The sequence below is a fragment of the Arcticibacterium sp. SM2516 genome (genome assembly GCF_057914865.1).
Genome location: NZ_CP195290.1, coordinates 3,599,543 through 3,620,392 on the forward strand (window position 1 = coordinate 3,599,543; position 20,850 = coordinate 3,620,392).

Here is a 20,850-nt window from a genome sequence, read left to right on the forward strand (position 1 = left end):
GGTCCTGAAAAAGCTTTGCTCCGTTTACATATGATTAGTCCTTGAGCTCTTTATGTGGTAATAATCATTGCCGGATTTTGTTTGTCTTTTGTTAATCAATTCATCAGACCTAAAACGAATTTAAGGGGGGTGGGAAAGAAAAACAAGAAATAATTGTTTAACGGTAAGGTTTCTTAAGTGGCAGATTATGTGAAAGTTATGATATATATTGGATATGAATACTTCTTTTTGGTATATATATTGATGAATAAGAGGCACATAAATACTGAACTTCGAGCAATTAGCCGAGGCTATTCAGTATAGAAGTTTGGATAGGGAGAACTGGGCGGGTTGATGATCTGAATTTAATAATTTGGCATGATCAATTTCGAAAAGATGATCATGCCAAGAACTACTCACCTACCTATTTTGACAGTAGCGTTTAGCATTACTCTAAATTTCCTGTTCAGATTATCAATAGGTAAATCTTCACTTACAATTGTAGCAAAAGGTTTTAAATCTATCGAAGCCTTAATTCCTATTCTTTTATTATATACATCATTTACTAGAAGCCCTCCATTAATCAGAAATGTTCGAAAGTTTCTAAACTCCATTAAATCGTCATTTCCATACGGTGGAATCTGAACAACATAACCAATAAAAGGTAAAAAATTAATTCGACGAGGAAAATGTAGGTTATATGAAACACCATTTTCAAATGACATGATAAGAGATTTTGTCCTATATAAACCTGCTCTTCTAAAATATTGAGATCCTCTTATGCCACCATAAACTTTGAAGGACTTATTTTCACGAAGAAAATAATGTGTAATAGCAATATTTAAATAAGGATCGGTATAACCATATCTCTTTGTCTTAACTCCTTCAAATTCCCAATCATCGAAAACTGAATAGACTCCAAGTTCAACAATATTTTGAGCCTTAAGATTAGATGAACAAAATATGATAATGGCTAAAACATTTAAAAAATTACGCATTCTACCAAGGTGAAGAGTGATTTAAAGATAAAACCCTAACTAGCCCATCCTCACAAATAAATGTTACTTCTGCATTTATATTTTGAAAGCAAGGGTGATCATAAGACCAGTCTTTAATATCAGTTGTTGTATTTGAACAACTTGTACAATACCCACCATAGGTTCTATAAGTCCAGTATTGTCCACAAATCTGATTACCGTATGGGGGTAAATAAACGCCAGATTCAGCATTTCCATTCATTAAAATCTGAGTGCATTGAGAATTGAAAAACGTCCCAAGAAACTTCTTTTGATGTTTTGTTTTGATTTTTGCCTGATAAAAGTGATTGCTGTTGAACCCTACAGACTCAGAATGTAATATATATCTGTAATCCTTCCCTCCATATGAATAAGTACCACTCACGGCAAACTCCTGACCTGTTGCAGAAACTTTTAACCCAGGATTACTTATTCCTACTCGATTCAAACTTTTCTTGTATTCACTCCCATTTTCAAGATTCAAAATATTCACATAGTCGTAAAAAAAAGTGTATAATTCCTTGCCAATAATTAGTTGCCTTTGTTTATTTAGAATCAATTGTATCTCATATTCAGGAACAGTATATTCAATCGTTGGTTCCCCAATATATGTTATTAATTCATAATTATCATCATTTTGGTAACCTTTGGTACTAATAAGATTCTCATAGAATGAATCGTCAAGGTTAGAATAATAATCCGCAAGGCTTTCAAATTTTTTACTTTTAATTCCGCTTTTAAACTCATTTTGTACCTCGAAAGAAATTAATTTCTGTTTAAGTGAAAGATATTCCAGCGAATCTTTAAATTCCATTATTTGGTTTGAAATTGCAAACCTACTCTCCCTGAAATTCTCTTCTTTTGTTTCTTTTGATACTTCTGAAGGTAAAACGCTTTTTTCCAATTCTTGTTTTGAGCAGGAATAAAGACTACTAAATATGATTAAGAAAAGATAAAATGAACGATTTTTCATTGTTTTAAATTTTAAAAGTTTGTGCTTCACCATTATATGAGGGCGTTCTGCGGGTTTCCCCTTTTCAGTGTGGACTGAAAACCTTTTCTCCGTTTACATTTGATTAGTCCTTGAGCTCTTTATGTGGTAATAATCATTGCCGGATTTTGTTAGTCTTTTGTTGATCAATTCATCAGACCTAAAACGAATTTAAGGGGGGGGGAGAGAGAAAAGCAAGAAAAGTTATTTTACGGCCGCTTTATTTAAGCCTCTTTTTATAAGACTGTTATGTGCAGTCGTTTGAATGAATAACTCTTTTGAATATATAAATAAATGGATTATAGATATATAAATTCTGCAGGTTCAAGCCGAAGCTATTCAATATAGAAGTTTGGATAGGGAGAATTGGGCGGGCTAGTAATTCTATTTAATCAACTCCAAAGCCTCCTTCACCGTATTCACAGGATATTGACAAACCTTGTTTTGACAAACATAAATAGTGGTTTTCTCTTTGACCAATTTGCCTTTTAATAGTGCTAGGTTTCCTTCTTCTGTGCCACCAGAAATAAAGACGTTGGGCAAATAATGGGCATCCATTTCCTTTCTCAAATTATCACTGTCTTTCCCTACAATAGCTACTTCGTAAGGTTCTTTGCTAAAGTAAGTTCTTAGAATGTTCCAGTTTGCATAGTATGGACCATTCTTAAGAGCATCGGTATCTATGTTGCCCAGCATATTTTTGGCTCTTTGGATGTAGGTCTCGTCGTAAAGGTATTGACCTAGAATGTACAAGTTTTTGGCCATTTCAGAGTTGGAGGAAGGAATTACATTATCTGCAATTTCCATTTTTCTCGCTACCAAGGCAGCATCTAAATCAGACGTGTAAAAGTACATGCCCGTTTCTTCATCCGAAAAATGTTCATTGGCGTAAAGCATTAAATCAGCAGCCTCTTGAAGCCATTTTTCATCAAAAGTGACTTGGTATAGACTTACAAAGGCGGAAATAGAAAAAGCATAATCATCTAAAAAGGCATTGATGCTTGATTTCCCATTTTTAAAGTTCCTGTTCAGCCCACCATCCTTTCTTTTCATGGAGGTCAGAAGAAAGTCAGCATTCTTTAATGCTTTCTGGAGATAAGCATCGGTATCCGTAATTCGGTAGGCGTCCACATATCCTTTTAGCATTAGGGCATTCCAAGAAGTTAAGATTTTATCATCAAGCCCTGGCCTAATTCTTTTTGACCTTGCCGCCAATAAATAGACTTTCGCCTTGCTCACTTTCTTGTTTAAAGCGTCCATTGATATTTGAAACGTGGCTGCTAACTTTTCAGGATGCTCTGTTTTGAGTAAAATATTATTGCCGTGTTCCCAATTTCCTTTTTCAGTTACCTCAAAATATTCCGCCAATAGCTTGGCGTCGTCACCTAAAACTTTATCGAATTCGGTTTTAGTCCAAACATAAAACTTACCTTCTTCTCCTTCACTATCGGCATCCAAAGAAGAATAGAACCCACCAGACTCATGCGTTAATTCTCTTTCAATAAAATCCAGCGTTTCTATCACTACTTCTTTGTATAGCGGATTTTTGGACTGTTGATATGCGTAGGCATATAGACTGACAAGCTGCGAATTGTCATAAAGCATTTTTTCGAAATGAGGTACTTTCCACTCCGAATCTGTGCTATATCGGGCAAAACCGCCACCTATTTGGTCATAAATGCCACCATGAGCCATTTTAAACAATGTTAAATCTACAGCTTTCAATGCATCAGGAGCATTGCTCAAATAATCATATTGAAGTAAATATTGATAGCCAATAGGTAGCGGGAATTTAGGAGCACGGTTGCCGCCCCCTTCTTTATAGTCTATGCTGCCTTTCCATGTTTTGAAAATAGTATCTAAGTCTTTTATATTGAAGACGTCAGGTTTTTGTGATGAAATCTCAAATTCAGTTCTTTGAATACCTTCGGTCAATGCATTAGCTTGTTCTTCTGTTTTTTCAGGGTTTTCTTTTGAGAAATTCAAGACTCCTGACAGCATTTCAAGCCATTGTTCTTTCGGGAAATAAGTACCTCCATAAATCGGTCTTCCGTCTGGTAAAGCAATACAATTCAAGGGCCAGCCACCTCTGCCAGTTATTAACTGCACAGCGTTCATATAGACTTGATCAATATCTGGCCGCTCTTCTCTATCCACTTTAATGGCCACAAAATTGTCATTCATGAACTTCGCGACAGTAGAGTCCTCAAAACTCTCATGCTCCATTACATGACACCAGTGGCAGGCCGCATAGCCAATACTGACTAAAATAAGCTTGTTTTCTTTCTTTGCTTTGTCCAGAGCTTCTTCTCCCCAAGGGTACCAATTCACAGGATTATGGGCATGCTGTAATAGGTAGGGACTGCTTTCGTTTATGAGGGCGTTGGTATGCATATTCGGGGAATTGGATTCTTGTGATTTGGCACAGGAAAATAGACTTAATAAACAAATGGTAACTAGTACTCTCTTCATTAAATTGGGTTTAAAAGACCTACGTCAATATACAAAAAATGCACTCCCATTTTCATGAAAGTGCATCCTAATCTATCGTGTTGAAATCTTAATACTTACGCTTCCCCTCATCCAAAAACGCCACAAACTCCTTTTCTGTAGAATAACCCAATGGCTCCATTAATGTCTTTCCTTCGGAGTCTACTATGACATAATATGGTTGAGCATTATTATTGAACATCGTAATTTCTAAATCCATGTTTTTGCCACCCACGGTGGTTTTTAGCTCATTATCATACGTAGAAACATAATGTTTCTCTTTAGGCAGTTCCGCCTTATCATCCACATATAAAGACGCTATCACAAAATCATTTTGAAGACGTGTTAAAACCTCTTCTTTCGGCCAAACAAACTCTTCCATTTTTCGGCAATTAGCACAAGCATAACCCGTGAAGTCAATTAAGACAGGTTTGCCCACTTCAGCAGAATAGGCTAAGGCATCTTCATAGTCTTTAAAACCCTGCAAGCCATGAGGCAGCTGTTTCATTTTAGGATGCTCCAGTTTGGTAGCAATATTACTTACAGGCATAGGAGGCAGTATTCCCGATAATAAACTCAATGGCTTATTACTCAGTCCAGGAACCATATACAGCGTAAACGCAAAAAACAAAGCCGCAAAACCCCACCTAGAGAAAGACCTTTTTTCTACTTTAGCATCTTTCGGAAGTCTTAAAAAACCTAGGATATAAAGTGTAATCATAGCAGAAATCAATATCCAGAACATCAAGAAGTAGTTTCTGTGGATTAATTCCCAGTGACGAGTCAAGTCGATATTGCTTAAGAATTTAAGAGCTAAGGCAAATTCTGCCAAACCGAAAACGGCTTTCAATTCGTTTAACCAGCCACCAGATTTTGGCAATTTCTTTAATACTTCTGGAAAAAATGCTAAACCGCCAAACACCAAGGCAAACGGCAAACCAAAGGCCATCATGCCTAATAAAGGTCTCAAGACGTCACCTTCTGCAGAAAGTATCAATAATGTTCCGACCAAAGGCACGGTACAGGAGAATGACACCAACACCAAAGTAAGAGCCATAAAGAAAATGCCAATGAAACCACCCTTATCAGACATAGCATCTATTTTATTGACAGCACCATGTGGCAACACTATTTCAAAAGCCCCCAAAAGAGAAATTCCGAATAGAATAAATATGATAAAGAAGATTAGATTAGGAATCCAGTGCGTGCTCAGAAAATTCAAAAATGTTGGTCCTAATGACATCGTCACCAAACCCATCAATGAAAATATAAGAAGGATACAAAAGCCGTAAAAGACGGCCTTTATTTTTCCGTTTTTTTGCTTTGTGAAATAACTCACCGTAATAGGCATAATAGGAAAAATACAGGGCATAAAAATACTCGCGAATCCTACACCAAAGGCTCCTAAAAGAAAAGTGAAAATAGACGCATCGCCTTCCTTATTTGCTTCTGAGGCAGGTTTGTCGGTGTTTACCAGCTCCGTACCTTGTTCTAAAATCACTTCATTCTCCTTAGCGTCTTCCGTATCTAGCCTTGCCATTACTTCGTCGGTCGCTTCTTTTTCTTCGTCAACCGAGGTCGATATTGCTACCGTTTCCCGCTCGTCGGGCACCGGCACTACAGCAGATGCTGCCGCCGCTTTAACATTAAAAACGAATTTTTCTTTACCGTTTACACACCTGCCATCCACATCCGTGCAGGTTTGAAAAGAGATGGTTCCCGTTATTTTAGCATTAGGCTTAAGAATTTTTACCTTCTGAATAAACTGACCCTTCTCCTTAAAATAAGTGATGTCACCCTCCCAAATATCGTCGTATTTCTTTTTAGGATGAATAGGCGTAAGCCCACCCACTAGCTCATAAGAGTCGTTTGGCTCCAACTTCACTTCCGTCACTATTGGCCCTAAATCAGGGTCAAAATCAGAGGAGTATAAATACCAGCCCTTGTCTATGGTGGCATTGAATTCTAAGTTTATAGTCTCACCTACTTTTACATCTGCACTTTTAGTCTTAAAGGTCCAGGTAGTAGGTTTTAATAGCTGCCCAAAGGACATGAAGGAAAACAGAAAAAGGAAAACAAATGGCGAAATCGCTCTTTTATTCATTGACATACGGCGTCTTAATGGTCTTGTCTATAACTCCAATAGTGTAACAATAATTACACCTATAAAACAAAAGTATCAATTTGCTTGCCAATGCTGCTTATCCAATCGTCCAAAATCATAAAAAGATGACATCATTATTATACCAATAGTCCACTATCACAATATTCGCATTTGGGGCTTACCTTTCAGGTCGGGCTTTCGCTACTCGCCCTATCGAGCTCAAACACGCCGCTCTATCCCTAAGCCGGCTTACGCTGGATACCATTGCTAAGTTTTTTATCATTTTTTGCTTCTTGCCTAATATTTTAGCAGATTTGTGCTAAATATTATTGCAATAAATTATTATGAAAAAAATCTGTAAGAACATCGCCCATCTCCGTCACCTGAAAGGTTTCTCTCAAGAAAACATGGCAGAGCAGTTAGGTATCACTCGTTCTAGATTGAGTTCATGGGAAGAGCACAGAGCGGCTCCGCCCATCGATATGCTCATTCAGTTATCAGATTATTTCAATATCTCTGTAGACTCTTTGGTAAAAATAGACCTTACTAAAGTTAAAGATTTAAGAGATTTACTCAAAATAGGCGGTAATAGAATTCTGTTTCCCGTCATGGTAGATCAAGACCAGAATGACCTCATAGAATTAGTTCCTCTAAAGGCCTCGGCAGGTTATTTGGATGGCTATGCCGACGAAGAATTTATAGAAAGCTTACCAAGAATAAGTCTTCCTTATGCCACCAGTGGAAAATACAGGGCCTTTCCTATAAAAGGAGATTCTATGCCACCCCTAGAAAGTGGAGCCTATGTGATAGGTAAATATGTAGAAAACCTAGACAATATAAAAGATGGCGACACCTATGTGGTGCTTACCCAAAACGACGGTCTGGTCTATAAAAGACTTTATAACACCACCAAAACAGACGGCACCATCCAGTTTCATTCAGACAACAAGTCGTATCTACCCTACCATATCAAACCCGAAGATATTTTTGAAGTCTGGCATTTTGTGTGTAGCCTAAATCCTACAGACAGACCCATCTCCGATTTGCTTTATAATGCCATTCAAGATATTCAAAACAGCTTGGTTGGATTTAAATTAGATGGCCGTAAGATGATTGCTTAATCTTTCGCAGAACAAGGGTGTTCTGCTTTCAGAAGGATTATGTAAATCCGATGTCAATGGAAATATCCAAATCAAAAGATGTGTCCCGTTAGGGACATGACATCGGTAGCATAAGATTGTGTAGGTATCAAGAAAGTCCCATTAGGGACGCTATATTGGTAGAATAAGTTTATGGAGGTATCAAAGAAAGTCTCCTAGGAACGATATGTAGGTAGCTCGGAAGAATAACCCTACCGAGTCAAAAGAAAGTCGCGTTAGGGACGTGACATCGGTAGCTCGGAAGAATGTGTGTGGAGTAAAAAGGGAGTCCCTTTAGGGACGAAATATCGGTAGAAAACATTTCAGAAGCACCAACAAAGCCCCGTCAGGGACGCAACATCGGTAGCCGAGAACGACGCCAAAACCACAAACGTTTACACCAACATTCATAAAATCATGTCCAACACATACACACAAATACATATACAAGCGGTTTTCGCTGTCCAAAACAGAGAAAGCATTGTTTCCAATTCATGGAAAGACGGCTTGTATAAATACATCACAGGAATAATTCAGACCAACGGTCATAAATTATTGGCAATAAATGGAATGCCTGACCATGTTCATGTTTTATTTGGGATGCGGCCTAAACAGTCGCTCTCTGATTTAATGCAAGATGTAAAAGGGCATTCGTCTTTGTGGATTAATAAGAATGAATTGGTTAAAGGGAAGTTCTCTTGGCAAGAAGGTTATGGTGCATTTTCTTATAGTAGGTCACTTGTTCCTGCCGTGATAAGCTATATCCAAAACCAAGAAAAACATCACGAAAAGAAAACGTTCAAGGAAGAATATGAAGAGTTTCTTGATGCATTTGATGTCGATTATGATGAGCGATATGTGTTTAAATCGGTAGATTATTCGTGAAGAATATCAATGTGTTTTGATACGTGTTATCGATGTTACGTCCCTAGCGGGACTTTTTCGTTTTTGTTCTTTCTTTTTCTATCGATGCTGCGTTCCTGACGGGACTTTTTCGTTTTTGTTCTTTCTTTTTCTACCGATGTTGCGTCCCTGACGGGACTTTAGGCTCTGGTATTTTTTTGCTTTTTCTACCAACATTACGTCCCTAAGGGACTTTTTGTTGATGCTCTTTTCTCCAGATTACGTTCCTAATGGGACTCTTCTAATTTCTACATAACCCGATTCTTTTGATGGAATGATTTCATTCATAACTTTGACAGGAAGTAAGTCGCTAAAAAAATGCCATGATTACCATAACACGTACCACATCAGATAACCTTGATTTTATAAATCTGGTAGCCAATCTTGATAAAGAACTTGCTATTATAGATGGAGAAGATCATGCCTTTTATAGCCAGTATAATAAGTTGGATAAGATTCAGCATGCTATAGTAGCTTATAAAGATGAGGCTCCTGTTGGATGCGGAGCCATAAAGCAGTTCGACTCAAACTGCATGGAAGTAAAGCGGATGTATGTAAATCCCAAAGGAAGGAATATGGGAACAGCTACTTCCATACTTAAGGGCTTAGAAATCTGGGCTAAGGAGCTAGGCTATAAAAAATGTTTATTAGAAACTGGCAAAAGACAAAAAGACGCTGTGGCTCTTTATACCAAAAATGGTTACGACGTCATTTCTAATTATGGTCAATATGAAGGCGTAGAGAATAGTGTTTGTTTTGAGAAGGAACTTTGAAATAAATATTCTAACTTAAAAAGCATAACACATCCCTATGACCACCCTAACAAAAACACTGACATACTTACTCGCGGTATTCTTAATCTATGGAGGAATAAATCACTTCCTAAAACCAGATATGTACACTGCATTCATTCCCGATTTCTTACCAGTTGGTATTATAAACTATGGTTCGGGACTTACAGAAATATTTCTAGGAATTGGAATTTTTGTTCCCGCCTTTAAGAAAAACTCTGCTTTCGGTATTTTTCTTTTAATGCTCCTGTTTTTACCATTACATATATGGGATGTTTTTAGAGAAACGCCAGCCATAGGCAGCCATACCGCAGCACTTATTAGGCTACCTTTTCAGCTTCTGTTAATAGCATGGGCTTGGTATGTATATAAGCATAGCAGCTCGGAAAGAAGAAAATAAATCTCAAATACAACAAAAATAAAGGGTTCAATCGTCAACGATTGAACCCTTTAAACTTCAAAAGATATTTTCTTTTTAAAGTATTCCTTTTGCCATATTGAGGATACCACCTAACTGGCTCGGCAAGGCCTTTTCTGCAGCTTTGGCTCCTAAGCCTCCACCATCAAGCTTATTCACATTACTCATAGCTCCACCTATTAAATCCTTCAATCCACCAGAATTCTTACCCAAGATAGAAGAACCACCTTTCATAAGATCCAAGCCAGACTTTATAGCAGACGCCTTCCCTATAAGTCCGTCGCCGCCGCCAAGCATATTACCCAGCCTGTTGGCACCTAACATCAATTTAATAGTATTTATAATTTTAGACAAAGCTCCAGCTTTTACCATTCCTTTAGAAGCCAAAGGGATAAGACTGTTCAATCCGCCTACCTGTTTCAATAATCCATCTTTAAAGTCTCCTCCAGTATCGTTAGCCTCTTTTTCTAGACCTTTACTTAACAAACCCATAGCATCTCCTAGACCTTTATTGTCCCCTTTTTTTTGTAAAGAAAGGACATTATCTAAAAGACCATCAATGGATTGGCATTGTCCCGAAAAACCAAAAAACACAAGCCCAACAACTAAAAATAACTTTTTCATCTTAGTATTTATTCAAATATTAATTACAATAATACTTTATCACCTCATAGGCTTTCACATAGCCCAATTCTCCAGATTTGCTTAAATCAAAACATCCTTTATCTGGATTCCCTAAAGCATGACCTATCAAACCACGCACATAGTAAGCTTCTTTATAAAATTCATTTAAATCTATAGCATTGGTCAAGTCTACCACCGCCTCACGCTGTAAGCCTTCAGAAGATCTTACAAGTCCACGAGCAAAATGAGCAGCTGCCATTCGTGGATTCAAATCAATCGCCTTACTTAAATCTATTAATGCATCTTTATTATGACCACTTTTAAACTCTGCAACACCTCTTAAGTAATAAGCCTCCGCTCTATTATCAGAAAAAGAATTGATCTGAATTTCATCTGAAACGGCATTTCTTAATGCCGCTAATTTCTTTTCAGGCATATTGGCAGAATAATCAAACTTCGATACCAAATCCATGTTATTGGTTTCAATTGCTTTTGTTAAATCTTGGATAGCACTTCTTTGATTATTCAATTTTGAATAACAAAAACCTCTACCATAAAGAGCTTTGATGTTTGATGGGTCTATTCTTAGTGCCGCATCAAAATCTTTAGCACCTCCTACATAGTCTCCAGATTTAGATTTTGCAAAACCTCTATTATAAAAAGCTTCCGAGTCCTGAGGGTTTAACTCCAAGGCCTCATTATAATCAGAAATAGCATTCGCATATTCTCCTACTTGCACATTACTAAATCCCCTTTCTGAAAAAGTTTGAGCTCTTTTGGGATTAATGTCTATCGACTTAGAATAATCAGAAATACTTCCTTTAAAGTCTCCTAGCTTAGACTTACATAAACCTCTAGAATAAAAAGCTTGATAAGTACTGCTTTTATCACTATTCAATTCAATCACTCTGTTAAAATCAGAAATAGCCGTTCGGTATTCATTCAGTTTAGAAAGTGTAAATCCTCTTTGTAAGTAAGCATAGGCATCGTCAGAATTGAGCTCTATACATCTATTAAAATCTTGAACAGCTGACCGTGGCTCACCTTGTTCAGATTTACTTATACCTCTATATAAATAAGCCAACGGCTCTCTAGAATTAAGTGTAACTGCTTTGTCAAAATCTAAAATGGCTCCTCTATGGTCCTTTAGGGCCTGCTTTGCCAAGCCTCTATTATAATAACTCTGAGCATTTTCAGGATTCATAGCAATAGCCCTGCTGAAGTCTGCCAAAGCACCTGTATAATCACCAACTCTCGTTTTGTTCACTCCCTGCTCAAAATAATCAGCGGCAGTTTGTTGACCATAGGTCAAAGAGGTAATTAGAATTAAGGAAAAAAGTAATCGTAGTTTCATTTTTTATTTATTAGAAAAGTATAAGTCAAAATTAAGATTTCATAAAGACAAAACGACATGAAGTCTTAAAAATCAGTTAAAAGAGTACCGAAACCCCAAATAGTAGCACAAAAAACAGGGTTGAAAGTGCTAATTGCTTCAAAAGTGGATCTGGATTGGAAAGTTTATAAGCACGTATAATATTAAACGCAAAAAGTGGAAAGCTCAATAAAAACCACAACGAGATATCTCCTTTTAACAACACAAAAATCAAAATAAGAATAACAGCCACTCCTAATAAGAATGCATGATAAACCAAGCCTTTGTCTCTTCCCAAGCGAGCGGGGATTGTCATTTTACCTGCTTTGATATCGGAATTTATATCTCTAATGTTATTAAGGTTTAAAACGCCCGTTGCCAATAGTCCGCAACTAAGTGCTGGTAGGATGTTATAAATATCAAAGGTCTTTGTGAACAAGAAATTACTTCCCAAAACGCCCACTAAACCAAAAAAAAGTAAAACGGAAATATCTCCCAAACCTGCATAACCGTAAGGTTTCTTTCCAGCGGTATAGGTATAGGCTGCTATAATACACAGCACACCCAAACCCAGAAACCCTACAAAAAGTGAGCTGTCGGCATTTTTAAAAGAAAAGTAAAGCAAAGCAATACCAGAGATAAGAGACAACACTCCAAAAAACAAAATAGCTCTGTACATTCGTTCTGGCGAAATCTCCCCAGTTTGGACAGCTCTCGCTGGTCCAACTCTCTCTAAAGTGTCTGCACCATTTTGAGTATCGCCATAATCGTTGGCAAAGTTTGAAAGCACCTGCAGTAAAATGGTGGTTAAGCAAGCCAAACCAAAAATAAGCCAGTCGAACTCACCAACATAAGCAGCTAAAAAGCTACCCATTAAAATACAAGAAAGTGCTAAAGGGAGCGTTCGCGGCCTAGCCGCTGAAATCCAAGGAGACATATAAAATTTTAATCTAGTAAATTAAATACCCACGGCAGCTTTAAACTCATCGTCCTCAGGTTTAATCTTAGAAGCAAAAAAGTGCGTTACTTCACCTTTTTCATTGATAACGTATTTGCAGAAATTCCAAGTTGGGGCTTTATCATTCCAACCATTTAAATCCTTTTTGCTTAACCATTGAAAAAGTGGGTGTTGATTTTCTCCAATCACATCTACTTTCTCAAACATTTGGAATTTAACACCGTAATTTAATTCGCAAAAAGAAGCTATTTCGTCATTTGAACCAGACTCTTGAGCTCCAAAATTATTGGCAGGGAAGCCTAGAACTATAATGTCTTTACCATGTTCTTCGTGAAATTTCTGCCAGTCGGCATATTGAGGGGTGTATCCGCACTTAGATGCCACATTCATCACCACCACTTTTTTCCCTTTGTATTTCGACAAGTCTATTTCCTGACCCGTCAATGAATTCATCTTGAAGTCGTAGAAAGAACCCAAGACCGTAGCATCTTTTGGTAGAACTGCTACCTCCTTTTTATCCGACAATAAGTTCTTAATTGTGGTAAAATTCATGGCTAATAAGCCTATTACCACTAAGGCCAAAAGTATGAGGACTATTTTCATGAGTCTTGAAGTTTTAGGAATTAAGATGCGAAGTTAGTTAAAAACTTAACGCTGACAGTAAAACCTAAAACTTCAAGGCCTGAATCTATCAATTACATTTCTTTCATCTCTCCTACCAACTTACCAATGGTAGTTTTGGCATCACCGAAAAGCATTAAGCAGTTATCATATCCAAAAAGTTCATTCTGAACTCCAGCATATCCTTTACCCATACTTCTCTTACTCACAATAACCGTTCTAGCCTTATCTGCATCCAAGATTGGCATACCATAAATAGGGCTTTGAGGGTTAACTCTGGCAGCAGGATTGACAACGTCATTGGCTCCAACCACAAATACCAAGTCGGTATTCTGGAAATCGCCATTAATTTCATCCATTTCAATTAGTTTGTCATAAGGAATATTGGCCTCTGCCAAAAGAACGTTCATATGACCTGGCATACGACCAGCAACAGGGTGTATTGCAAAACGGAAGTCAATATTTCTCTTTTCGCACTGTTCTGCTAGCTCTCTAATAACATGCTGAGCCTGAGCCACAGCCATACCATAACCAGGAACTACTATAACCGAAGATGCAGAATCAAATAACATAGCCGCTTCTTCTACTCCCACCTCTTTCACTTGTACTTCTTCTCCATCTCCTGCATCGGTACTCGCCGTTTGACCAAAGCCACCCAATAATACATTGACCAGTGATCTGTTCATGGCTTTGCACATAATTTGCGTCAGAATAATACCTGAGGCTCCCACTAAAGCACCTGAAACAATTAAAACATTATTATGTAACACAAAACCAGTGGCACAAGCTGCCATACCAGAATATGAGTTAAGCAAAGAAATAACTACGGGCATATCCGCACCACCAATAGGAAGAACCGTCAAAATACCTAATAGCAATGATAAAGCTACCAAGGCAAAAACATAAGTCGTATCCACTTGATTTATAACCGCAAAAACAGATGCTACAATAACTAAAATGAGCAAAACCAAGTTTAACAAATGCTGACCCGTAAATGTGATTGGGCTCCCAGAAATTTTCCCATTAAGTTTTAAAAAGGCAATAATCGACCCTGTGAAAGTTAGACCACCTATAAAAATACTCAAGGCCGTGCTGGTACCTGTAATAGCATCAATATCGAGACTTAGCTCCTGAGAATTTAACCAATAATAGGATAAAGCCACAGCCAATGAGCCTAAGCCACCAAATCCGTTAAAGAGTGCCACCATTTCTGGCATCTGAGTCATCTCTATTTTAAAAGCTATAAATAAACCTATAGCCGAACCAATAACTACGCAGATTAAAATTTCTACCAAAGAGACTGCTTCCACCTGAACTACAGTAGCCAATACGGCTATCAGCATTCCTAAAGAAGATAATTGATTCCCAGAGCGGGCTTCTTTCGTTTTACCCATTTTTTTGATACCCACAATAAAGAGTATTGAAGCTATCAGGTAAGCGACTTCTATATATGTATTCATTTCGTTTTTTTCTATTCTTTTGAATTAGCCCCCTTAAAGAATTGCCAAAAGCCAAGCTTCGTGCCCCTTCCAGAGGTCCTTTGTCTTAAATCTCTTTTTAACCTTTCTTCTTTTTGAACATTTTAAGCATTCTATCGGTAACGGTATATCCACCCACCACGTTGATAGTAGCTAAAACTAAGGCCAACATTCCTAGCCATTTACTAGCGGTAGAATAACCCAATTCGTTACAGGCTAAAATAGCCCCAACCATAGTGATTCCTGAGATAGCATTAGAGCCAGACATTAAAGGCGTATGAAGAGTTGGCGGCACTTTGGTGATCAATTCAAATCCCAAATAGCTGGCCAAGACCAAGATGTAAAAAAGAATAATTAGCGATTCTGTTGTCATAATTATATTGTTTATAGACCGACGCTATGGATGTTAGATATCATTTAAAGGAACATCAATCATCTAGCATCAGGCATTCTAAATTCCTAGTATTTGTTTGGTGAAACCATGAACTATCTCTCCTTTATGAGTAATCAAAGAACCCTTTGTAATGTCTTCTTCCATTTCCCATTTGAAACCCTCTTTATCTGCCAAATGCAATAATAAAGTACTGATATTGGTAGCATAAAGCTGGCTGGCATTTACGGGTAATAAAGAAGGTAAATTAGACTCCCCTATTATCGTAACACCATGCTTCACCACTGTTTTATTCATTTCAGCTATTTCACAGTTTCCGCCAGATTCCACGGCCATGTCTACTATTACCGAACCTGCTTTCATAGATTTCACCATGTCTTCGGTCACTAGTACAGGAGCTTTTTTACCTATCACCAAAGCCGTAGTGATTACAATATCTGCTTCTTTGATTCTTTCTTGAACCAATTCCTTTTGTTTCTGTAAAAATTCGGCAGAAACTTCTTTGGCATAACCGCCTTCCACTGTTACGCCTCCTTCTACCGTTAGGAATCTCCCACCTAAAGACTCCACTTGCTCTTTAGTTTCTGGACGTACATCGGTAACCTCCACCACAGCCCCTAACCTTTTGGCAGTAGCTACAGCCTGTAAACCAGCCACACCAGCACCAAAGATCAACACTTTTGAAGGTGTGATAGTACCTGCGGCCGTCATCATCAATGGGAAAATTTTACCAAGAGCATTGGCACCTAAAAGCACGGTTTTATAACCGGCAAGGTTTGCCTGAGAGCTTAATGCATCCATTTTCTGAGCTCTAGAAATACGCGGAACTGCGTCCATAGAAAAAGAGGAAATATTCTTCTTTTTCATTACTTCTAACACCTCTGGAATGGTGTACGCATACATAAATGAAATACATACCGATGCATCAGGAAACAGACTCACCTCTTCTGCGGTGAATGCATTAACCTTCAAAATAACATCTGCTTGGCATGCCTCTTTTGTATTTTTTGCAATACTAGCTCCCGCTTCTATAAAATCTTTGTCAGAAATGGCGGAATTTTCTCCTGCCCCTGTTTCTACGGTTACTTCAAACCCTTTCTTTTTAAGAGATTTTATAACATCTGGAGTAAGGGCTACTCGTCTTTCGTAGTCTTTCGTTTCTTTTAAAACTGCTATTCGCATTTAGGTTTCCTTGCTTAAAGTGATTCTGTTATGACCTCAAAAATAGTTATTATCATGAAAATAAAAATCAAATGTTAAGTCTCATGCAATGAAGACATCAGAATTAAGTCTTATTTTATTAGTTTTGTCATTTTAAAACGTCAACAAATAATCTATGAAATCAAGGTTCTTATTTATACTATCTTTATTCGTAATATATGGATTTCAGGCCATTGCACAGCCAGGTTCAGGAACAAAATGGACTCCAGAAGGAGATGCATATTACCTTGAAAACGATGGAGACATCTTAAAATTTGACCTAAAAACCCAAGAATATAGCCCTATAATTTCTTCAGATAAATTTATACCTAAAGGTCAGTCTGAACCCTTAGAATTGAAAAACTTCAACTTTACTCCTGACCAAAGTCAACTACTTATCTTCACTAACTCTCAAAAAGTATGGAGATATGAAACCAGAGGAGACTACTGGGTATTGAATTTAAAAAACAATGAGCTAAAACAATTGGGCAAGACATTGCCTTCGGCTTCTCTCATGTTTGCTAAATTTTCTCCTGACGGTCAAAAAGCCGCTTATGTGAGTCATAGAAATATTTATGTAGAAGATTTGGCTTCTGGAAAAATAAAGCAATTGACCAAAACCGACGGTAAACCAAAACTTATCAATGGTACTTTTGACTGGGCCTATGAAGAGGAACTTAGCTGCTACGATGGCTTTAGATGGAGCCCAGACAGTGAAAAAATAGCCTATTGGCAGTTGGACGCATCGGGTATTAAATATTTCAATCTGATCAATAATACGGATGACATTTATTCCAAAGTAATTCCGATAGAATATCCTAAAGTAGGCGAAGACCCATCTGCTTGTAGAATAGGCGTGATGGACGTAAAGAAAGGAAAAACTAAATGGATGAATATCCCTGGTGATAATAAGCAACATTACATTCCAAGAATGGAATGGGCCGGAAACTCTAATGAGCTGATGGTTCAGCAGCTTAACAGAAAACAGCAGGTATCTAAAATAATGTATGCCAATGTAAAAACGGGCGAAGCTAAAACCATTTTTGAAGAAACAGACGAAGCTTGGGTAGACGTACGTACCATTTGGCATGATGATAATCCTGCAGGCTGGGAGTGGATAAATGACGGTAGAGAATTTTTATGGGTTTCTGAAAAAGACGGTTGGAACCATCTTTACAAAATCTCTCGTGATGGCAAAGATGTTCGCCTGGTAACAGATGGCAACTATGACATCATAGACCCGCTGATGTATGACGAAAACACAGACTATGTGTACTTTACGGCTTCTCCAGATAATGCTATGCAAAAATACCTCTACAGAGTTTCTGTGAGTAATAAAGGCGAAGCAGAGAGAATTACACCAGCCAACCAAGAAGGAACAAACACCTATTTAATTTCGGCCAATGGAAAATACGCTAGTCACCTTTTCCATAATTACTATACCAATCCTGTAAGGGAATGGGTGTCGCTACCAAATCACAAGGCTTTAGATGAAGCCAATGGCGTAAACAGCAAAATAGACCCAGCTAAAAAAGCTGCGTCTAATATCAGGTTTGTAGAAGTAGAAACGGCAAGTGGTGTTAATATTCAAGGTTGGATGGCTTTGCCAACTAATTTTGACCCAACTAAAAAATACCCAACGGTCTTTTATGTGTACGCGGAGCCTGCAAATCAAACTGCTTTAGATAACTATGCCACTGGAAGGAATCGTCAGTACATTGGAAGTATGGCAGATGATGGCTACATCTATGTATCGGTAGACGGCAGAGGTTCTCCTGCTCCAAAAGGAAGTGCGTGGAGAAAAGCGATTTATAAAAATATTGGAATTATTAATATCAAAGACCAAGCAGAAGCCGCTCAGGAATTGATGAAAAAATATGATTTCATTGACTCGGAACGCATAGCGGTGCATGGCTGGTCTGGTGGTGGAAGTACTACACTTAATTTACTTTTCAAATACCCAGATATTTATCAAACAGGTATTGCGGTAGCGGCCGTAGGAAACCAACTGACTTATGACAATATTTATCAAGAGCGTTATATGGGAGTTCCTCCAGAAGATTTAGCTGGTTTTGTAGAAGGTTCTCCAATAAATCATGTTCAGGGCTTTAAAGGAAACTTACTTTACATTCACGGAAGTGGCGATGACAACGTGCATTATCAGAATGCAGAAATGCTTATCAATGAAATGGTAAAGTATAACAAGCAGTTTCAGTTCTTCGAGTACCCAAACCGTACACATGGCATCAGAGAAGGTGAAGGGACTTCGCTTCATTTAAACACCATGTTTACCAAGTTTTTGAAAGAGAATTGCCCTCCGGGAGCGAAATAGGGACTTAATATTTGAGTTATAAAAAACGCCAATCAGCAGAAATGTTGATTGGCGTTTTTGGTTTATTAAAATACTTCCATTTCAAATGCTTTTGAAATGACTTTAAGCTATCATTTCTATGTATTTTGGATTAGATAGCATACAGTTTTTGAGCTAGGCTCAAAGAAGACGTATAATTCTCCATCTCCCCAAAAATTCATGTTTTCAAAATATTTAGCCAAAGATTCGTTTTCTAGGTTTACATTTTGAATATATTTAGTTTTTGGTCCCTTACTGAATTGAGTTAAAAATTTCATCCTTTTTCCAGAGGTTGGACAGGTTGGTATGTCAGGATATTGTATCCATTTGGGAACTCCTCCGCCACCTAATAAGTTTTTCCAATTTTTTACATTTTGGACGGTACTGAATTTAAAGGCTTCATATTCAATAGTTGAATTTTCATTTAACTCATTCGCGAAAGAGGTTTCAAAAGATTCTATTTCATCCACATTGATAACTTGAGGAGCGTTTGGGATTGAATAATCCATAAATAGGCTTCTAAAGTTTAGATAAATTGGGCAAATCAAGTTTAGCCTAAATGGTAACCAATTGAAATTTGGGTCAGCGTTGTCGAGGAAGCCCAAATATTGAAAAGGTACGACACAATTAGTGTTTGGGAATATCAGTTCCTCTGGAGGTTTCCCTCCTAACTGATTAATTCCCTTGAGACTTTCTTCTAACTGGACGAATTTGTTTTTTTGAAATTCAGGAAATTCTAAACCAATTTCATCGGGCTTTAATTTTTTTTCTTGCCAGTCAAAACCATGTTCTGTGAGTTCAAAAAACTCAAAAGCTTTCGAAAGCTTATTTTCCTTATACACTAATTGCAGGCCAGAATCGAAATGTTCTAAATCCTGAAGACTTAAATTTTGCGTTGCAATGAAATTATTACATTTATCATCTCCGTTGAGGAAAACTTCCCCTCCCGCCAAATAAACGGTCTTTTGGGTTTTCCTTTTGAAAAGGTTTTTAATACTATTTAGGTTCATGCTATTCTACCTTCAGTTAGATTTAAGCTCAAAAAAAACATTTGTGGCTCACTTTTTACGAAAAGTGAGCCACATTTTAGTCAGGATTGAGCTTCAAATTATATGACTTACAACTGCGAATACCCCAAAGGCTTTAAAAAAGTTCTTTTGATATCGGAAACAGAGTTGGCGTATTCTTCTAAGCCAGAGAGAACTTTCCAGTCTGGATGAGCTACAAATTTCGCCCAGTTGGCATCACGCTCTTCCATGTCTTTAAATGCCAACATATAAGTTAATGCTGGCATTTGTGGGCCTGCTAGTTTCTCGCCGAAGAAAACAGAGTGTAAGCCTGTCTTTTCAAAAATCTCTATTTCGCCTTCGTTAAACATTTTTCTTTTTCTTCTGGCGGCGTCTTCTCCGTAGCTCTCGTAAGTTCTTAGTTCAAAAAGCATAGAACCGCTAGCTGGTTTTATCAACTTAGGTATTCCGTCAAAAGCTCTAAAGTGAGACACCTCAACTCTGTCATAAGGAAAAGCTTCTTGTGAGAGTTGGTTATATTCTTTTGAGTCGCTAATAAAAGTTTTGTCTGTTTTTAATTTGGCGTGAATAGTCTCATAAGCACTCATGCTAGCATACGGAATTAAAAGATAATATTTTGCCGGCTGGCTCATACCATACTCTTCAAAAACGCCGATGTTTTTAACACCTTCTCTGTTTAAAGCAGGTATTAAGGATTTCTCCAGATAATTATGCAATCCTGAAGCTGGCCCACCACGTTTCATGGTGTAAACTCGAAGTTCATAAAATTCATTCTGAGCAAAGGCACCCAAAGTGAAGAGGGCAAGGCATAGCGTTATTAATGTTTTTCTCATTTCTGTTTAGGGTAATAGTTATTTAACAATGGCAATTTAGAGCAATAAAATTCTATCACAAAAAAATGACTTTAAGCCTGCCGCTTTAGTAGACCAATTTACTTAAAACCATGTCAATATTATTAGCATTCAATACTAATATTTGTAGCGAAGCTCTTCGTCGA

18 protein-coding genes are annotated in these 20,850 nt (G+C 37.6%); 5 read left to right on the top strand and 13 right to left on the bottom strand.

What is annotated here, in order from left to right:
• Positions 1–395: 395 nt before the first annotated feature.
• The 4 genes from ACSBFT_RS15010 to ACSBFT_RS15025 form a co-directional block, all read right to left on the bottom strand.
• Positions 396–977, bottom strand: a complete 582-nt coding sequence (locus tag ACSBFT_RS15010; RefSeq protein ID WP_463047474.1) for a hypothetical protein — start codon at positions 975–977, stop codon at positions 396–398.
• Between the two features lies 1 nt (position 978).
• A complete protein-coding gene (locus ACSBFT_RS15015; RefSeq protein ID WP_489601230.1) occupies positions 979–1,968 on the bottom strand; it encodes a hypothetical protein in 990 nt (329 codons plus the stop codon).
• A gap of 402 nt (positions 1,969–2,370) precedes the next feature.
• Positions 2,371–4,458, bottom strand: coding sequence for a thioredoxin domain-containing protein (locus tag ACSBFT_RS15020; protein ID WP_489601232.1), 2,088 nt, complete (start codon positions 4,456–4,458; stop codon positions 2,371–2,373).
• Between the two features lie 88 nt (positions 4,459–4,546).
• Positions 4,547–6,580: a protein-disulfide reductase DsbD family protein gene (locus tag ACSBFT_RS15025; protein ID WP_489601233.1), complete on the bottom strand. Its 2,034-nt coding sequence runs from the start codon at positions 6,578–6,580 to the stop codon at positions 4,547–4,549.
• A gap of 344 nt (positions 6,581–6,924) precedes the next feature.
• Between ACSBFT_RS15025 and ACSBFT_RS15030 the strand changes: the two genes are divergently transcribed.
• From ACSBFT_RS15030 to ACSBFT_RS15045, 4 genes are all read left to right on the top strand, one after another.
• Positions 6,925–7,701 (top strand): XRE family transcriptional regulator, encoded by a 777-nt coding sequence (locus tag ACSBFT_RS15030; RefSeq protein WP_489601234.1) that lies wholly within the window; start codon positions 6,925–6,927, stop codon positions 7,699–7,701.
• Positions 7,702–8,136: 435 nt separating this feature from the next.
• Entirely contained in the window at positions 8,137–8,604 is a 468-nt protein-coding gene (tnpA, locus tag ACSBFT_RS15035) for an IS200/IS605 family transposase (RefSeq protein ID WP_489601236.1), read from the top strand.
• A gap of 341 nt (positions 8,605–8,945) precedes the next feature.
• Complete coding sequence (locus ACSBFT_RS15040) at positions 8,946–9,395, top strand: GNAT family N-acetyltransferase (RefSeq protein WP_489601237.1); 450 nt, start codon at positions 8,946–8,948, stop codon at positions 9,393–9,395.
• A 37-nt stretch (positions 9,396–9,432) separates the two neighbouring features.
• Positions 9,433–9,813 carry a DoxX family protein gene (locus ACSBFT_RS15045; protein ID WP_463046796.1) on the top strand — a complete coding sequence of 127 codons (381 nt, stop codon included), beginning with the start codon at positions 9,433–9,435 and terminating at the stop codon, positions 9,811–9,813.
• A gap of 75 nt (positions 9,814–9,888) precedes the next feature.
• Here ACSBFT_RS15045 and ACSBFT_RS15050 read toward each other — a convergent pair whose 3' ends face one another.
• The 7 genes from ACSBFT_RS15050 to ACSBFT_RS15080 all read right to left on the bottom strand — a co-directional run bounded on the left by ACSBFT_RS15050 (position 9,889) and on the right by ACSBFT_RS15080 (position 16,457).
• A complete protein-coding gene (locus tag ACSBFT_RS15050; protein WP_463046797.1) occupies positions 9,889–10,455 on the bottom strand; it encodes a hypothetical protein in 567 nt (188 codons plus the stop codon).
• 19 nt (positions 10,456–10,474) lie between these two features.
• Positions 10,475–11,809, bottom strand: coding sequence for a tetratricopeptide repeat protein (locus ACSBFT_RS15055; RefSeq protein WP_463046798.1), 1,335 nt, complete (start codon positions 11,807–11,809; stop codon positions 10,475–10,477).
• Between the two features lie 76 nt (positions 11,810–11,885).
• On the bottom strand, positions 11,886–12,764 hold the full coding sequence (locus ACSBFT_RS15060; RefSeq protein WP_489601238.1) for a 1,4-dihydroxy-2-naphthoate polyprenyltransferase: 879 nt from the start codon (positions 12,762–12,764) through the stop codon (positions 11,886–11,888).
• A 21-nt stretch (positions 12,765–12,785) separates the two neighbouring features.
• On the bottom strand, positions 12,786–13,388 hold the full coding sequence (locus ACSBFT_RS15065) for a glutathione peroxidase (protein ID WP_463046800.1): 603 nt from the start codon (positions 13,386–13,388) through the stop codon (positions 12,786–12,788).
• Between the two features lie 92 nt (positions 13,389–13,480).
• Positions 13,481–14,866: an NAD(P)(+) transhydrogenase (Re/Si-specific) subunit beta gene (locus ACSBFT_RS15070; RefSeq protein ID WP_463046801.1), complete on the bottom strand. Its 1,386-nt coding sequence runs from the start codon at positions 14,864–14,866 to the stop codon at positions 13,481–13,483.
• 97 nt (positions 14,867–14,963) lie between these two features.
• Positions 14,964–15,257, bottom strand: coding sequence for an NAD(P) transhydrogenase subunit alpha part 2 (locus ACSBFT_RS15075; protein WP_463046803.1), 294 nt, complete (start codon positions 15,255–15,257; stop codon positions 14,964–14,966).
• Positions 15,258–15,335: 78 nt separating this feature from the next.
• Positions 15,336–16,457 (bottom strand): Re/Si-specific NAD(P)(+) transhydrogenase subunit alpha, encoded by a 1,122-nt coding sequence (locus ACSBFT_RS15080; RefSeq protein ID WP_489601239.1) that lies wholly within the window; start codon positions 16,455–16,457, stop codon positions 15,336–15,338.
• Positions 16,458–16,611: 154 nt separating this feature from the next.
• On the opposite strand from ACSBFT_RS15080, the gene ACSBFT_RS15085 reads away from it, so the two are divergent.
• The gene (locus tag ACSBFT_RS15085; RefSeq protein WP_489601241.1) at positions 16,612–18,807 is read left to right on the top strand and encodes a S9 family peptidase; all 2,196 of its coding nucleotides are present in this window, start codon (positions 16,612–16,614) and stop codon (positions 18,805–18,807) included.
• A gap of 116 nt (positions 18,808–18,923) precedes the next feature.
• Here ACSBFT_RS15085 and ACSBFT_RS15090 read toward each other — a convergent pair whose 3' ends face one another.
• Positions 18,924–19,835: a hypothetical protein gene (locus ACSBFT_RS15090; protein ID WP_489601242.1), complete on the bottom strand. Its 912-nt coding sequence runs from the start codon at positions 19,833–19,835 to the stop codon at positions 18,924–18,926.
• Positions 19,836–19,942: 107 nt separating this feature from the next.
• Positions 19,943–20,686, bottom strand: coding sequence for an NIPSNAP family protein (locus ACSBFT_RS15095; protein ID WP_489601244.1), 744 nt, complete (start codon positions 20,684–20,686; stop codon positions 19,943–19,945).
• Between the last annotated feature and the right edge of the window lie 164 nt (positions 20,687–20,850).

What these genes read in the sequence shown, in the direction of transcription:
- ACSBFT_RS15010 (WP_463047474.1), bottom strand. Translation starts at nt 977, where the DNA reads ATGCGTAATTTTTTAAATGTTTTAGCCATTATCATATTTTGTTCATCT.
- ACSBFT_RS15015 (WP_489601230.1), bottom strand. Translation starts at nt 1,968, where the DNA reads ATGAAAAATCGTTCATTTTATCTTTTCTTAATCATATTTAGTAGTCTT.
- ACSBFT_RS15020 (WP_489601232.1), bottom strand. Translation starts at nt 4,458, where the DNA reads ATGAAGAGAGTACTAGTTACCATTTGTTTATTAAGTCTATTTTCCTGT.
- ACSBFT_RS15025 (WP_489601233.1), bottom strand. Translation starts at nt 6,580, where the DNA reads ATGAATAAAAGAGCGATTTCGCCATTTGTTTTCCTTTTTCTGTTTTCC.
- ACSBFT_RS15030 (WP_489601234.1), top strand. Translation starts at nt 6,925, where the DNA reads ATGAAAAAAATCTGTAAGAACATCGCCCATCTCCGTCACCTGAAAGGT.
- tnpA (WP_489601236.1), top strand. Translation starts at nt 8,137, where the DNA reads ATGTCCAACACATACACACAAATACATATACAAGCGGTTTTCGCTGTC.
- ACSBFT_RS15040 (WP_489601237.1), top strand. Translation starts at nt 8,946, where the DNA reads ATGATTACCATAACACGTACCACATCAGATAACCTTGATTTTATAAAT.
- ACSBFT_RS15045 (WP_463046796.1), top strand. Translation starts at nt 9,433, where the DNA reads ATGACCACCCTAACAAAAACACTGACATACTTACTCGCGGTATTCTTA.
- ACSBFT_RS15050 (WP_463046797.1), bottom strand. Translation starts at nt 10,455, where the DNA reads ATGAAAAAGTTATTTTTAGTTGTTGGGCTTGTGTTTTTTGGTTTTTCG.
- ACSBFT_RS15055 (WP_463046798.1), bottom strand. Translation starts at nt 11,809, where the DNA reads ATGAAACTACGATTACTTTTTTCCTTAATTCTAATTACCTCTTTGACC.
- ACSBFT_RS15060 (WP_489601238.1), bottom strand. Translation starts at nt 12,764, where the DNA reads ATGTCTCCTTGGATTTCAGCGGCTAGGCCGCGAACGCTCCCTTTAGCA.
- ACSBFT_RS15065 (WP_463046800.1), bottom strand. Translation starts at nt 13,388, where the DNA reads ATGAAAATAGTCCTCATACTTTTGGCCTTAGTGGTAATAGGCTTATTA.
- ACSBFT_RS15070 (WP_463046801.1), bottom strand. Translation starts at nt 14,866, where the DNA reads ATGAATACATATATAGAAGTCGCTTACCTGATAGCTTCAATACTCTTT.
- ACSBFT_RS15075 (WP_463046803.1), bottom strand. Translation starts at nt 15,257, where the DNA reads ATGACAACAGAATCGCTAATTATTCTTTTTTACATCTTGGTCTTGGCC.
- ACSBFT_RS15080 (WP_489601239.1), bottom strand. Translation starts at nt 16,457, where the DNA reads ATGCGAATAGCAGTTTTAAAAGAAACGAAAGACTACGAAAGACGAGTA.
- ACSBFT_RS15085 (WP_489601241.1), top strand. Translation starts at nt 16,612, where the DNA reads ATGAAATCAAGGTTCTTATTTATACTATCTTTATTCGTAATATATGGA.
- ACSBFT_RS15090 (WP_489601242.1), bottom strand. Translation starts at nt 19,835, where the DNA reads ATGAACCTAAATAGTATTAAAAACCTTTTCAAAAGGAAAACCCAAAAG.
- ACSBFT_RS15095 (WP_489601244.1), bottom strand. Translation starts at nt 20,686, where the DNA reads ATGAGAAAAACATTAATAACGCTATGCCTTGCCCTCTTCACTTTGGGT.